At 30.7% G+C, this 15,901-nt stretch carries 13 protein-coding genes and 1 pseudogene; all 14 read left to right on the plus strand.

What is annotated here, in order from left to right:
- Nucleotides 1–1,188 (plus strand): CDP-glycerol glycerophosphotransferase family protein, encoded by a 1,188-nt coding sequence (locus KHA97_RS21250; RefSeq protein WP_213126795.1) that lies wholly within the window; start codon nt 1–3, stop codon nt 1,186–1,188.
- Nucleotides 1,175–1,606 (plus strand): adenylyltransferase/cytidyltransferase family protein, encoded by a 432-nt coding sequence (locus tag KHA97_RS21255; RefSeq protein ID WP_213126796.1) that lies wholly within the window; start codon nt 1,175–1,177, stop codon nt 1,604–1,606. Before KHA97_RS21250 ends, KHA97_RS21255 begins: the two co-directional genes overlap by 14 nt.
- Before the next feature lie 3 nt (nt 1,607–1,609).
- Entirely contained in the window at nt 1,610–2,599 is a 990-nt protein-coding gene (locus KHA97_RS21260; protein ID WP_213126797.1) for a glycosyltransferase, read from the plus strand.
- Nucleotides 2,600–2,612: 13 nt separating this feature from the next.
- The gene (locus KHA97_RS21265) at nt 2,613–3,581 is read left to right on the plus strand and encodes a glycosyltransferase family 2 protein (RefSeq protein WP_213126798.1); all 969 of its coding nucleotides are present in this window, start codon (nt 2,613–2,615) and stop codon (nt 3,579–3,581) included.
- Nucleotides 3,582–3,647: 66 nt separating this feature from the next.
- Entirely contained in the window at nt 3,648–4,622 is a 975-nt protein-coding gene (locus KHA97_RS21270; protein WP_213126799.1) for a glycosyltransferase family 2 protein, read from the plus strand.
- Between the two features lie 38 nt (nt 4,623–4,660).
- Nucleotides 4,661–5,851, plus strand: coding sequence for a glycosyltransferase (locus KHA97_RS21275; RefSeq protein WP_213126800.1), 1,191 nt, complete (start codon nt 4,661–4,663; stop codon nt 5,849–5,851).
- Between the two features lie 28 nt (nt 5,852–5,879).
- Nucleotides 5,880–7,070 carry a glycosyltransferase gene (locus tag KHA97_RS21280; protein WP_233713701.1) on the plus strand — a complete coding sequence of 397 codons (1,191 nt, stop codon included), beginning with the start codon at nt 5,880–5,882 and terminating at the stop codon, nt 7,068–7,070.
- A 29-nt stretch (nt 7,071–7,099) separates the two neighbouring features.
- The gene (locus KHA97_RS21285; RefSeq protein ID WP_213126801.1) at nt 7,100–8,116 is read left to right on the plus strand and encodes a glucosamine inositolphosphorylceramide transferase family protein; all 1,017 of its coding nucleotides are present in this window, start codon (nt 7,100–7,102) and stop codon (nt 8,114–8,116) included.
- A 35-nt stretch (nt 8,117–8,151) separates the two neighbouring features.
- Nucleotides 8,152–9,360, plus strand: coding sequence for a polysaccharide deacetylase family protein (locus KHA97_RS21290; RefSeq protein ID WP_213126886.1), 1,209 nt, complete (start codon nt 8,152–8,154; stop codon nt 9,358–9,360).
- A gap of 84 nt (nt 9,361–9,444) precedes the next feature.
- Nucleotides 9,445–11,244: an ABC transporter ATP-binding protein gene (locus KHA97_RS21295; protein WP_213126802.1), complete on the plus strand. Its 1,800-nt coding sequence runs from the start codon at nt 9,445–9,447 to the stop codon at nt 11,242–11,244.
- 291 nt (nt 11,245–11,535) lie between these two features.
- Nucleotides 11,536–12,426 (plus strand): 6-hydroxymethylpterin diphosphokinase MptE-like protein, encoded by an 891-nt coding sequence (locus KHA97_RS21300; protein WP_213126803.1) that lies wholly within the window; start codon nt 11,536–11,538, stop codon nt 12,424–12,426.
- Nucleotides 12,427–12,731: 305 nt separating this feature from the next.
- Nucleotides 12,732–13,607 (plus strand): annotated as a pseudogene (locus KHA97_RS24190) (ATP-binding cassette domain-containing protein).
- Between the two features lie 31 nt (nt 13,608–13,638).
- Nucleotides 13,639–14,802, plus strand: coding sequence for a glycosyltransferase (locus KHA97_RS21315; protein WP_213126805.1), 1,164 nt, complete (start codon nt 13,639–13,641; stop codon nt 14,800–14,802).
- A gap of 45 nt (nt 14,803–14,847) precedes the next feature.
- Complete coding sequence (locus tag KHA97_RS21320; protein WP_213126806.1) at nt 14,848–15,753, plus strand: PIG-L deacetylase family protein; 906 nt, start codon at nt 14,848–14,850, stop codon at nt 15,751–15,753.
- Nucleotides 15,754–15,901: the final 148 nt, after the last annotated feature.

Raw genomic sequence — 15,901 nt, forward strand, 5'->3', positions numbered from 1 at the left:
ATGGACCGTCTAAACGGAAAACTAAAAAAAATAATAAGCCTTATTATTATTTATATTTTCAATTGTTTTCCTATAAAACATAACAAAATCTTTTTGATTAGTTATTATGGAAGCCAGTATGGATGCAACCCTAAATATATATCTGAATATATCACCCAAAATACACCGAGGGATCAATTCGATATCGTATGGGCTTTTAATGATGTGAAACAGCATGAACACATACCATTTGTTAGGAAAGTAAAAAATATGTCTTTAAAATATTTCTATGAACTATGCACTTCAAAAGTTGTAATTACCAACTTTAGAACGACTGATTTGTTTGTTAAAAGAAAAGATCAATATTATATCCAAACTTGGCATAGTTCGTTGCGATTAAAACAAATTGAGAAGGATGCGGAGGAAAAACTTCCACAATCTTATATCGAAATGGCTAAACGTGATTCAAAGAAATGTGACCTCTTACTATCTGGATGTCAATTCAGTACAGATATTTTCAAGAGGTCTTTTTGGTATACCGGAGAAATTTTTGAAAACGGAACGCCAAGGAATGATGCTCTCTTTAGCAATAATCCAAATATAAAAAGTAATGTACTCAAATCATTAAACATACCTAACGACTACAAAGTTGTTTTATATGCTCCAACTTTTAGGAGCCATCAAGATTATACAGTTTATAAATTGGAATTTAAAGAGATCACTAGATCACTAGAAAACAGATTCGGCGGGAAATGGATTTTTTTGGTAAAGTTTCATCCGCACCTACTTTCCATTTCAAATAGCATCATTGAAGGAAATGATGTTTTGGATGTAACAAATTATGATGACGTCCAAGAATTACTTACTATCTCGGATGTTTTAATTACGGACTATTCTTCTTTAATGTTTGATTTTGCAATAACACGAAAACCTTGCTTTTTATATGTTCCTGATTATGGGGAGTATGTTGAGAAGGATAGAAACTTATATTTTAATATTTTTGAGTTGCCATTTAAAGCAGCGATGAATATTGAAGAACTTTTATATAAGTTTCTTCATTTTGATACGAGCGCCTACTCAAAGGATTTAAATAACTTCTTCTTTAAAATAGGCTCTTACGAAGATGGAAGGGCAAGTGAAAACTTATTTAAACGAATAAATAATATTTGTTATGGTGAAAGTAGGGAGTTAATGAATGAAGCCGTATAAAATTGGATATACGACGGGCGTTTTTGACTTATTTCATGTAGGTCATTTAAACATCTTAAAAAGGGCTAAAGAACAATGTGATTATCTAATTGTGGGTGTTAGTACGGATGAGCTAGTAGAAAAATATAAGTATAAACTTCCAGTCATTCCATATCCTGAAAGAGTAGCAATTGTAGAGGGGATAAAATTCGTAGATGAAGTTGTTCCTCAAACAAATCGAGATAAATTTTCTGCCTGGCAAAGTCTATATTTCAACGTAATGTTTGTCGGGGATGACTGGAAAGGTGATCCTCTTTTTATTGAAGTCGAAAAGAAATTTCGCCAAGTCGGGGTCGATATTGTCTATTTTCCATATACGAAGGGAGTTTCATCGACGGCCTTGAAAGAAAAAATTAATGATAAAGAAAAGGTAATGTAAACGATGAAACCTGAGGTTAGTATTATAGTGCCTGTGTATAATGTTGAAGATTATTTAGAAAAATGCATAGAAAGTATTCTTTCACAAACTCTTACATGTTTTGAAGTAATTTTAGTAAACGATGGATCTACAGACAAAAGCGGTTTAGTATGCAAAGAATATGAAAAAAAAGATAATAGGGTAAAGGTAATACAAAAAGAAAATGGCGGACTTAGCTCTGCTAGAAATGCTGGGATGAAAATAGCTCGTGGTAAATATATTGGTTTTGTAGATAGTGATGATTATATCGATCCTAATATGTATAAAAACCTAATTGAGTTATGTGAAAAAACTAATGGTGATATAGGGATTTGCAAGTTTGGCAGAGAAATTAATGGAAAGAAAGTTACCGAATTACAAAAGAAAATAATAATTGAGTTTGATAATTTAGAGGCAATGCGTGAACTTTTCAAAGGTGAATTATATAGGTTTTCAGTATGTAATAAGATATTCAAAAAGTCTTGCTTTGAAAATATTTTATTTCCAGATGGACGAATCCATGAGGATTTATCAACATCTTATAAGGTGTTTTCCAATGCAAAGAAAGTCGTGTATTCGAGTGAGATTGGCTATATGTATGTAAAACGCGAAGGCAGCATTTTAACTTCTAAGTTTAATGAAAAGAGGTTAGATGCTTTTTTAGGTTGGAAAGAAATTATACCTTTTATGACTCAACATTATCCAGAATTATCTAAAGAGTATTTCTCGTGTTTTGCCTTCGGATGTTTGGATAATGTGTATTATATTTTGAACGAAGTTATGGAATATAAAAAAAGAAATCGTTATTTGCTAGTTATCCAGCAAATAGTAAAAACATATTATAAAAAAATAATATCCAATGACTTACTTTCATTAAAAGATAAATTAATTATTACCTTGTTAAATTATAACGTTTTATCCTTGTATAGTTTTTATAATACAAAAGAAATGATAAAAAAATTAAGGATTAAATAAGAAGGTATTTGTTATGAAACCATTAATTAGCATTATAGTACCAGTTTATAATGTTCAATCCTATTTAACTAGGTGTATTGATTCAATATTGGATCAAACATTTACTAATTTTGAACTAATTCTTGTAAATGATGGTTCCTTAGATAATAGCGGGGAAGTTTGTGATGAATTTGCAAAAAAAGATTCCAGAATAGTAGTTATTCATAAAGAAAACGGAGGAGTTTCATCGGCAAGGAATGTAGGGATTGATGTTGCCAATGGACAATATATTGGTTTTATTGATAGTGATGATTATATTCATCCAAAAATGTATGAGATCTTATATCAATATGCTATTCGACATTCTTCAGACATAGTTATGTGTGATTATTTAAAGGTATCTGAAGGTGAAAATCCAATAATGAGGTGTGATAAAGCTTTAAAGTTATTACATTACACAAATATTGAAGCTTTAAATCAACTATATATAACTGAACCAAGGAACAGTCTAGGATGGATAGTGGTTTGGAATAAGTTATTTAAAAGAAAGCTGTTTCATGAATTAAGATTTACAGAAGGTAGAATATATGAAGATGAATTAATAGCACATAAAGTTTTTTATAGTTGTTTGAAAATAACTTATGTTGCGGATCAATTATATTATTATTATCAAAGGTCCGATAGCTATATAGGTTCTAGTTTTAGTACAAAAAAGTTTGATCGGGTTTATGCACTCAAGGAAAGAGTCGATTTTTTTAGATCAATTGGGCAACAGCATTTATTCAATCTGGCCTTAAAGCACTTTATGGAAGTGTTTTTCTGGTATTACACTAAGGCTAAATTGGATCTAAATAATGTCAATAAAGAATTAAAAGGAATGAAACGGGCTTTAGATAAAAGTCTGATATTCTTACTAAAAAATCCCTTAATTGGTTTGAAACAAAAAATATTTTTAGTTTTATTTGTGTTAAACCCCAAGGTTTTAAAAGTGAACAAAGGGTAAGAAGCCATTAGATTAAGACTCTCCGAATTTTGTATTTGACAAAAAACTAAGAAAGAGTTGAAAAAATTGCACCCGAAAATTAGTGTGATAGTACCAGTATATAAGGTTGAGCCTTATTTAAAAATGTGCATTGATTCAATTCTGGCCCAAACTTTTACAGACTTTGAGCTTATCCTAGTAAATGATGGTTCACCTGACCGATGTGGAATAATTTGTGATAGATATGCAAAAAAAGACTCACGAATAACGGTGATACACAAAGAAAATGGTGGGTTATCGTCTGCAAGAAATGCGGGTATTAAGATTGCTCGAGGTAAGTATATTGGCTTTGTCGATAGTGACGATTATATTGATAAAAAAATGTATGAAATTTTATATGACATTGCTGAATTACATTCCTCTGATGTAGTCTTATGCGATTTTAAAAAAGTAAATGTTCATGATACTTATAGCAAAAATATGCACAATAATGATTTACACATTAGCCATTATTCTAATATTGAAGCTCTATATCAATTATATCCACAGAAACAAGCGGTAGATATGGTTAATGAAGATAACGATATTAAGTGGATCATTATATGTAATAAACTATATAAAAGAGAAATCTTTGAAAAGCTTATATTCAAAGAAGGACGTATTCATGAAGACGAATTTATTATTCATCAAATATTATACAATTGTAAAAAAGTAACTTATATAGCAGCCAGTCTCTATTATTATGTTCAAAGTCCAAATAGTATTATGAGGTCAATCTATACTAAAAGGAAACTTGATAAGGTTTACGCATTAAAAGAAAGAGCAGATTATTTTATGAAGATAGAAGAAGATACACTTCTTCATTTGGCTTACAAATCCTTTCTTGAATCTTTTTTTTGGAACTACTTTACAGCAAAATTGGAGCTTAAAAATGATAAGCAGGAATTAAAACAACTAAAAAATACTTTCGCTAGTAGTATAAGCCTTTTATTAATCAATCCTTTAATTGGGTGGAAACAAAAAATATACTGCCTACTTTTTGTAATTAATCCATTTAATTAAAAAATAAAATAATGAAATTCCGTACAGGGGAATATGAAATGAAGAAAAAAATGCTATTTGTTATCGATTCACTAGTCGCTGCGGGAGCGGAAAAAAGTTTAATAACTTTACTCTCATTATTAGATTATAACAAGTACTCGGTCGACCTAATGTTATTTGCTCATGGAGAACTCCTTGAAAAATTGGTTCCGAAGGAAGTAAATTTAATAAAACCACTTCCATACACAAATTTTACAAGTTTAAGTATAAAAAAGGCAATTGTATATTCGATAAAGAATACAGATTTTAAAATGCTTAAATCTAGGTTGAAATTCTCTATAAATTTACGATTGAGAAACTATAGTAATGCTCAAAAAGCAAGATTATTCTGGGATCACATATCTAATGTAATTGAAGAAAATCCGAAACAATATGACATTGCAATTAGTTATGCACAAGGTGTTCCAACATTTTATGTTGCTGAAAAAGTAAAAGCAAATAAGAAGTTTGCATGGGTAAATGTGAGTTATAGGCTAGATAAAAAAGAAGCAAATTATCAAAAACAATTTTATGACCAATACAATAAAATTGTTGCAGTATCTGATTCAGCAAAAGAAATATTTTTAGAAACATTCCCGTTTTATCATAATAAGATTTCAATATTATATGATATTAATGATCCCAAATTTATTAATAATATGGCAAAAATCGGAGAGGATTATCACGATAACTTTGATGGATATAGAATTCTAACAATTGGTCGATTAGCACATCAAAAAGGATATGATTTTGCATTAAATGCGTGCTTAAAATTAAAGGAAAAAGGTATTAATTTTAAGTGGTATGTTTTAGGTATAGGCCCACTTATGCAGGAAGTAAAGAAATCGATTATTGAAAAAGGCCTAACTGATTATTTTATATTATTGGGGGTCACCGAAAACCCATATCGATTAATAAAAAACTCGGATATCTATGTTCAAACATCAAGGTTTGAGGGATTCGGGCTAGCAATTGCAGAGGCACGTATGCTAAATATCCCTGTTGTAACAACGCGCTTTGATGCAGTTTACAGCCAAATGGTAGATGGGAAAAATGGGCTGGTTGTTGATATGGATGCGGATGCAATAGCGGAAGGCATATTATCATTAATTCAAAATCATCATCTTAGGGAAAGTATTATTAACTACTTGAAACAAGAAAAAAAAGGGAATCTTGAGGAGTTAAACAAATTTTACAAATTAATAAGTTGAAGATTTTTATGAAAGCGAGTAAGTTTAAATGAGAAAAAAAAAAATAATATTTATGATCATAAATATGAATATTGGTGGAACTGAAAAAGCCTTATTAAATATGATTAACAATATACCTAGAAATCAGTATATTATCACCATTTTTATGCTTGAGAAGTATGGTGGTTTTTTAGATCATATTCCATCCGATGTTCATGTTAAATACTTTCAAAATTATAAAAATATAAAAGATATGTTAAATAAACCTCCTCACGAAGTATCATTAGACCTAATTAAAAATAAAAAGTTTCTTACTGCCTTTTTAATAATGTTGTTTCACATCATTACAAAAGCATTAAAGAATAGGAGTATTTATTTTAAATATTTACTAAGTAAATATCCAGCATTTAATGAAGAATATGATATTGCGGTAGCTTATGACGGTCCAATGGACTTCATAAGCTATTTTGTTTTAAAAAAGATTAAAGCGAAAAAGAAGATTCAATGGATTCATTTTGATGTTACTAAAATCGGCTTTAATCCAAAATTTGCATCAAGTATTTATAGAAAATATGACAATATTTTTGTAGTATCCAATGAGGCAAAAATGAGGTTATTAGAACTCGTTCCAAAATTAAAAAATAAAACAAAAGCATTCCTAAATTCATCCTCACCCAGCCTTATTAGAAAACAATCAAAATTTGGGGTGGGTTTTACAGATTCTTTTAATGGAATTCGTATTTTAACTGTTGGGAGATTATCAGATGAAAAAGGTCAAGATTTAGCAATTCTAGCACTAGAAAAGCTAGTAGCTGAGGGCTATAACGTAAGATGGTACTGTGTAGGAGATGGACCATCTAGAGGAAGATATGAACAATTAATAAGAGAAAAAAACTTGAAGAATCATTTTATTCTATTAGGTTTAGATCCAAATCCTTACCCTTATATCGCACAAAGCGATATTTATGTTCAGCCATCTAGACATGAAGGGTTTTGTATAACTTTAGCGGAGGCAAAATATTTAAGAAAACCAATCATTACAACAAATTTTGCTGGGGCGAAAGAACAAATTACAAATGGTGAGAATGGTTTGATTGTTGAAATAAATGAAGATGAAATTTATAAAGCTCTTGTAAATTTAATTCAAAATGAAGATTTATGTGAAAAGTTTTCCTCAAATTTAGATATTGGATTTAATGAAGTACATGATAATTACATTACATTTGATCGCGTAATGTAAAAGAACTCTTAGAAATGAAAGGTGGTTACATGTATATACTTTTAAGTAGTTTACTTATATTAGCCCTATTAATCTTCTTTCTGATAAACAAAAAAATATTTGTAGGTATTTGGGCAATATCGGTTTTTAAATCTCCATCTATCATATCCAAACGACCATTAAGTAAAAAAATGGTTCCGGTTCTGCAAGCGTCAGATGTGACAGATGTGTACGCAGAGTTTGTTGCGGATCCATTCATTACTTATCACAATTCAGTTTTTTACATGTTTTTTGAAATTTTAGAGAAGAGTTCAGGCAAGGGGATAATTGGATTGGCGACGAGTAAAGATGGTGAGAGCTGGAAATATGACAGAATGGTTTTAAAAGAAAACTATCATTTATCATATCCCTATGTATTTAAGATGAAAGATGATTATTACATGATACCTGAAACATGTGAAATAAACAAAGTGTTGCTATATAAAGCAAAGAAATTCCCATACGAATGGGAAAGAGCATCAGAGTTAATTCAAGGTAATTATGTTGATTCCAGTATTTTTTATTATAAGAATAAATGGTGGATGTTTGCTGGAAAGAGTGGGAAATTGCATCTTTTTTTCTCGAATCATTTAGATAAAGATTGGAACGAGCATCCTAAAAGTCCTTTAATAGAGAATAATTATAACATTACCAGGCCAGGAGGAAGAGTGCTTGTTAATAAGAACATTATTTATAGATACACACAAGATGGCCAACCAAATTATGGGAGTGCCATAAGGGTATTTAAAATCACTCATTTATCGGAAAGTGACTATAAAGAGGAAGAACTTAGTTTAGTATTACAAGGTTCAAAAAATAATTTTGATTGGAAAAAAGATGGAATGCATACAATTGATCAATATAAAATTGCTGATAATAGTTGGCTAGTAGCTGTTGATGGGCATAAATTAGTCATCAAAAACTACTTTTTATGGAAAATGGATCGCATCTTAGCAAAATCTCTTTCTTTAATAAAGCGAAGATTGAATAGGCATTATATAGAAAAAAAGAAATTAAAACAAGCATAGTCATTATATCTATGGTGGTGGAATCATTGAATAAAATGATTAAACGTACTCTAGAAAATCTTTTGAAACATTACTTTCATTGGAGATATTGGAGCACATTATATAGAAATATGGTAAGACAAATAGAATATATTCCAGATGATGAAAATAAACAGTTAATTCCATACGTTAATAAACCTGGAATTGCATTATCATTCGATGATAGTTATAGGGTATATGATTGGTATAAATATGGGAAATATTTGTTTGGATATTACGATGTTAAAGTCACATTTAATATTAATGCTGTAAATCCTATTGATAATAATAGGGAACATACACAGTATGAAATAGATAAATTGTTGGAATTGCAGGCACAAGGTCACGAAATAGCCCACCATGGATTTAAACATGAGAATACGAGGAAGTATACAACAAAATATGGTATTGATAAATGGCTTAGAGACGAAATTATAGCACTTTTTCATTGGATGGAAAAACATTCACACTCTATTACAAAAGAAAAATTCAAAAAGCCCGTTTCTTTTGCTTTTCCACACTTTGTTTACAACGAGGGCATATTAAAACATTTAGTCCCTAATTATTTCAAAATTACAAGAGGACATCTAAATAAGGATAATTTAACCTCATTCAATTCAGTTGGTTTTGTTCCTTCAATTTGTTTAGATGGGTATTATTCCTGTAATACTTACTATATAAGGAAAATAATTAAGTTGTTAAAAAGAACCGGGAAGAATTTGATATTAACTTGCCACTCGATATTACCCGAAGATGATAATGGAGATATTTATGGTATTGGGAATAAAGCTACTACATGGGGTGCTTGGAGAGTATCACCTAATATTATTCAAACAATTATTGAGGAAGCAAAGAAAAATAACTTGGAATTTTACACAACTTCCGAAATCGCTGGTATTGCAACATTCATTGATCCTAACATGGAAGCAGCAATTAGAAATCAATTGTCGATACCTTCTCATAAATGGATAGAAATTAATAAGCTAATTGATGTAAAAGAATTAAATCTTAGTAATAAAGGAATATCAAATTTAGATGGTATTGAATATTTTTTAAATCTAGAGAAATTGAATCTAAAAAACAATGAAATTAGTGATTTTAGATTGCTAAAGAAACTCCCGAAACTTAAAAAAGTTTATGTGGAAAACCATCAATTACAGAAGAAGAGAATAGTTGGAGCGTCTATAATTACAATCTTAAAAGTAGCTGTATTTTGTTTAGCTTAAATATTTCGGAATGGACAGAAATATTAACATTTATATAAACAGTAACAGCATATTTTTTACAATAAAAAGAAAGTGTGTGTGGAAATGAAAGAAACTATCAAAAAAATAATGGCTCTCTTCAATAAAAAAGAAAAGAAACTGTTATTAATATTACTTTCGATGATGATTATTGCGGCAATATTTGAAACGGTAGGAATTGGATTAATTGTTCCTCTTGTCGGAATCTTAACAAACCCAAATATTATCCAAGAACAAAAAGCATTATCGTTTATTTATCAATTTTTTAATTTCCAATCAACTTCATCGTTTATAATATTTGCAGTCCTTTTTTTACTAACTATATTTGTACTAAAGAACCTTTATCTGCTTTTATTCAACTATGCACAAATCAGAGTCATTTTAAATCAGAAGGTAAAATTGTCCAGAAGATTGTTTAAGGAATATTTAACCAAACCATATACATTTCATTTACAACGAAATACAGCGGATTTGCTGCGAAATGTAAATGGGGAGGTAAATAGATTCTTTTACGGAATTATATTATCTGGATTTCAACTGTTTACAGAAATTCTTGTCATTTCATTTATATTAGTCCTTCTGTTGGTAACAGCACCCATAGCAACAATTACAGCTTCTGTCTTATTAGGTGGAAGTGTTTTTTTATTTTTTAAAGCTTTTCGTAAAAAAATTAGTGAACTCGGTATAGAACAACAGAAAGTAAGCGGAAAAATGATTAAATGGGTCAACCAAGGACTAGGTGCAAGTAAAGAAGTAAAGGTATCCGGCAAAGAAGACTTCTTTATAAATAATTACACAATACAAAGTCAGATTAGTGCAAATAATAGTCGCTTCATGGGAGTTTTAGAATTTGTACCACGACTATTTGTTGAAACATTAATAGTGTCAATTGTTCTAATAACAATGCTAATAATTGTATTTCAAGGGATGAATACAACACAGTTAGTATCGACAATGGCACTTTTTGCTATGGCTGCATTTCGATTAATGCCATCAATCACTCGAGTTACTTCATTAATCACAACGCTTCGCTATAGCCAACCTGCTTTATCGGTAATTTACCACGATTTACTTGTGAGTGAAAAGCAAGGTGGAAAGGCAAAGAACGCTTTGAATATAAGCAGTGGTACAAATAACGAACAAATGACATTACTTAAAAAGAAGAGACTTTTTACTGATTCAATAAAATTAAATGAAGTTTCATTTCGATATCCGAACCAGACTGAATATACAGTTAAGGATATAACATTAACCATTCCAATTGGCCGATCAGTAGCATTTATTGGTGAATCTGGTGCCGGAAAAACGACTCTCGTTGATATTATTCTCGGTCTTTTCCAGCCGGATAAAGGTAGTATTCTAGTTGATAGTAAAAATTTATTTGACCAATTAGCCTTATGGCAGCAAAAAATAGGTTATATCCCACAATCCATCTTTTTATCAGATGATACAATTCGTGCAAATGTAGCGTTCGGAGTAGATGACAAACAAGTTGACGATCAAGAAGTATGGCGCGCATTAGAGCAAGCTCAATTAATGGATTTCGTTAAAGAGTTACCAGAACAACTTGATACTACAGTTGGGGAGCGGGGAGTAAGATTATCCGGAGGGCAACGTCAACGTATCGGCATTGCACGGGCATTATATCATAATCCTGAAATCATTTTTATGGATGAAGCAACATCAGCTCTTGATAATGAAACGGAAAAAGAAATAATGAAATCTATTGATAGTTTAAAAGGCGAAAAGACTTTAATTATTATTGCTCACCGACTAAGCACAATTGAAAATTGTGATATTGTGTTCAAAATTAATAGTGGAAAATTAATATCTGCAGAGAAAAAACTTGGACGTTCAGCAATATAATTATGAGCGATTATTGAGCATAATGATGATATAAAAAAAGTGGTAATTGTTACTCTGTGGATGGTTGTGGGAGACGTAGAAAAGCATTGAACTCAATGTTGAAATCTATTCCTAAAGATAAGGTTCAAATAACAGCTTGATGGGTTAAGGGTGAAAAAACACTTATCACCATCGCTCATAGATTAAGTACAATTGCTAATTGCGATATTGTATTTAAAATAAACAACGGTCGATTAATGTCGATTGATAAAAAGTTAGGGCGATAGGCAATGTAAGAAGAGAGGGAAAATGATGAATATAAAAGCCACATTAAAAAAGAATAAATATATTTATTCCCTAGTTATACAATTAGGAGAATCCCATTGGCGTATTAAGCGTTATTTAAAGTTATATATAATACCAAATATTATTTTTAACATAAGGCGGTTTTTGAGGGTATATCGCTTTTATAAAGACTCACCTTATGAAAAATTAAAGAATGTAAAAGATAAACATTATGGAGAAAGATGTTTTATCATTGCAACAGGTCCAAGCTTAACAATCGAAGATCTTGAAAAATTAAAAGGTGAAACTACGATTAGCATGAATTCAATTTGTTTAGCTTTCGATGAAACGGATTGGCGACCTACTTATTATGGAGTTCAGGATGAAATTGCATTTATTCGCATGAAAAAATATATTGATGAGTTAGATGTTGAATGTAAGTTTGTCGGTGACACTATTCCGAAGAAATTAGATATAGATTTTTCTGGCGATTACTATTATTACCCGATTAATATGCTTAACCATAAAATAAGTCCCAAAAAAGACCATATAAAATTTAGTAATGATCCCTTTGCGGCAATATACAACGGCTATACAATCACATACTCTCTAATTCAAATAGCGGTCTATATGGGATTTAAGGAGATTTATTTACTTGGTACCGATTGCAATTACTCTACAGACCTAAATCATCATTTTAGAAATTATGATGATTATGTGGATCCATATTTTTTGTATGCAGGTGAAATGATGATTAAAGCCTATAAGGTAGCAAAGAAATATGCGGATAAGAACAATATTAAAATATACAACGCCACAAGGGGGGGAATGCTTGAAGTTTTTGAAAGAGTAGATCTTGATTCTGTATTAGCTATGAATAATGATAATACCAGACAGCTACATGTTAATCATTCCTGAGAAAAATGAGCATACAAATTTATAATTTTACGTATCAAATGGGTTAACCAAGGATTGGGTGCAAGTAAAGAAGTAAAGTATCTGGTAAAGAATATTTCTTTATAAATAATTTCACAATACAAAGTCAGATTAGTGCAAATAATAGTCGCTTCATGGGAATTTTAGAATTTGTACCACGACTATTTGTTGAAACATTAATAGTGTCAATTGTTCTAATAACAATGCTAATAATTGTATTTCAAGGGATGAATACAACACAGTTAGTATCGACAATGGCACTTTTTGCTATGGCTGCATTCCGATTAATGCCATCAATCACTCGAGTTACTTCAATAATCACTACGATTCGGTATAGCCAGCCTGCTTTATCGGTCATTTATCACGATTTATTTTTGAGTGAAAAGCAAGGTGGAAAGTCAAAGAACGCTTTGAATATAAGCAGTGGTACAGATAAGGAACAAATGACATTGCTTAAGAAAAAGAGACTTTTTACTGATTCAATAAAATTAAATGAAGTTTCATTTCGATATCCGAACCAGACTGAATATACAGTTAAGGATATATCATTAACTATTCCAATTGGTCGTTCATTAGCATTTATTGGTGAATCTGGTGCCGGAAAAACGACTCTCGTTGATATTATTCTCGGTCTTTTCCAGCAGGATAAAGGTAGTATTCTAGTTGATAAAAATTTATTTGACCAATTAGCCTTATGGCAGCAATAAATAGGTTATATCCCACAATCCATCTTTTTATCAGATGATACAATTCGTGCAAATGTAGCGTTCGGAGTAGATGACAAACAGATTGATGATCAAGAAGTATGGCGCGCATTAGAGCAAGCTCAATTAATGGATTTCGTTAAAGGGTTACCAGAACAACTGGATACTACAGTTGGGGAGCGGGGAGTAAGATTATCCGGAGGGCAACGTCAACGTATCGGCATTGCACGGGCATTATATCATAATCCTGAAATAATTTTTATGGATGAAGCAACGTCAGCTCTAGATAATGAAACGGAAAAAGAAATAATGAAATCTATTGATAGTTTAAAAGGTGAAAAGACTTTAATTATTATTGCTCATCGACTAAGCATAATTGAGAATTGTGATATTGTGTTCAAAATTAATAATGGAAAATTATTATCTGCAGAGAAAAAACTTGGACGTTCAGCAATATAAATATGGGCAATTATTTGAGTAGGATGATGAAATGAAAAAAGTAGTAATTGTTACTCGTCGAATGGTTGTGGGAGGGATAGAAAAGGCATTGATTTCAATGTTGAAATCTATTCCAAAAGATAAGTATCAAATAACTGTTTTAGTAATGGGAGTAGGCGGAGAACTTGAGGATGAAGTCCCTGATTATGTGAAAGTGGACTGTTTGTATGGTAATGAAAATTCAACTTTAGAAAAGATTTGGAACCATATTAAAAAAGGAAAATTAATATCGGCAATAAAAATTGCGTGGTTTTCATTACTTTCCAAAGCGACAAAAAGTGTTTTTAAACAGGAATGGTATCATTCGAAAATGATACCAAAGATTAAAACAGAATATGATCTGGCAATCGCATACCATGTACCAGCCTCATTTCCTGTTGTATTTGTCATGAACAATATCAAAGCTAAAACAAAGATAGCTTGGATACATTCAGATGTGTCCCATTATAAAGAGCAGCTTAAACCATATGAAGAGTTTTATGAAAAATACGATAAAATATTTTGTGTTTCAAAGGAAGGAATGGCAAAATTTATAAATCTTTTTCCACAATTTCAAGGGAAAACATCTATATTTTATAACCTAATTGACAAGCAAATTGTAGAAGAATTAGCTTCAAGAGAAATTGGTTTTAATGATCAATTCGATGGTTTACGGATAGTAACTGTAGGAAGGTTAACGAGGGAGAAAGGCCATGACTTAATTCCAGAAGTACTTTCTCGATTAATGAGAGATGGTAAAAAAATTAGATGGTATTTAATAGGAGAAGGCGATTGTCGTGCTGACCTAGAGGCATTGATAATGAAATTAAGTTTAAAAGAATCTTTAATTCTTTTAGGACAAAAAATCAACCCATATCCATATATTAAACAATGTGATATTTATGTTCAACCATCGAGACATGAAGGTTATTGTATTACTTTGACAGAGGCAAGAGTATTAAATAAACCCATCATTACAACAGATTTTGTAGGGGCAAGAGAACAAATTGTCAACGGAGAAAATGGACTAATTGTTAAATTTGATGAAAATGAAATGTATTTGGCAATTACTACCCTTATAAATAATCGAAAATTATCCATAAGTTTTGCAGATAAATTGAAAAAGACCAACATAAATGACACAAATCACCTTGAAAGATTATTAGAAAGTGTGTGATTATGCCAAAACCTTGTCACACTAATGAATAAGGAGGTTGGCAATTTGCTATTTGCTGATATAAAAAAGTTTTTTGTTAAACTATTTCAATATTTCATAGGGAAAATGATAGACAATATACAAGGACGTGAAAAGGTAATAAAGCTAATTGAAACTATAAGAGGTTTATACATTTATCCAAGAATAATGCTTGGTCGTATTATTACTTTAAATAACTTAAATAGGACGGATGTACTTGTGTTTGCTGCACATGCAGATGATGATGTTTTAGGTTTAGGGACTACTCTCTATAGACATAGTCTAAAAGGTGATAATGTAAAAGTTGTATTTATTACTAATGGCACAGGGAGGGGTGGTGAAAGTTGGGCTGTTACAAGACGTGAATCGAAAAAAAAGTCAAATATAAGATATAAAGAGGCAGTTCAGGCATTATCTCTAATAAATATCCCTGAAAATAATATTTATTGCTTAGGATTTCCTGATGGGGGAACCCAACGTTATTTAAAAAATATTTCCGATGATATCCACTTTCTAATTAATAAATTGAGACCAGGGCGAATATATGTGCATTGTATAGAAGGCGGGCATAGAGATCATGATTTGACTAGCTATGTTGTGAAGTCTGTATGCAATAAAATCAATTATAATCAGTTATTTGAATGGACAGAATACTATCCCAATCAACCTTTAGGTACTCATAATGTTAAATTTTTACTCACTCCATCTTCATCTATAAAAGAAAATACAATAAAGATTACGCAATATGAACGTAACTTAAAGAAGAAAATGCTTGCTTGTCATCAATCCCAAGATGTAGAGCAATATTTTCTACAGGGAGAGGCGATAAGAGTTGCAACTACAACTGATATGGAAATGGATTTGTATAAGTATTCTCAATTTTCGAGGAAAAAATTAAACCCAATTATTGAAGAAGTTAATAAATGTATTTAATTCGGTGAATATGTATGAGAATCTGTTTATTAATTCAAATTTCTTTAATCCTCTTTTAGATTACAACGAGTATTGGAAATTAATTTGAAATAAATGGAATCCTTTGGTTATTCAATAATTATTAACGATCAATAAATTATTTTTCGAA

Source organism: Lederbergia citri (assembly GCF_018343625.1).
GTDB classification, from domain to species: Bacteria; Bacillota; Bacilli; order Bacillales; family Bacillaceae_C; genus Lederbergia; species Lederbergia citri.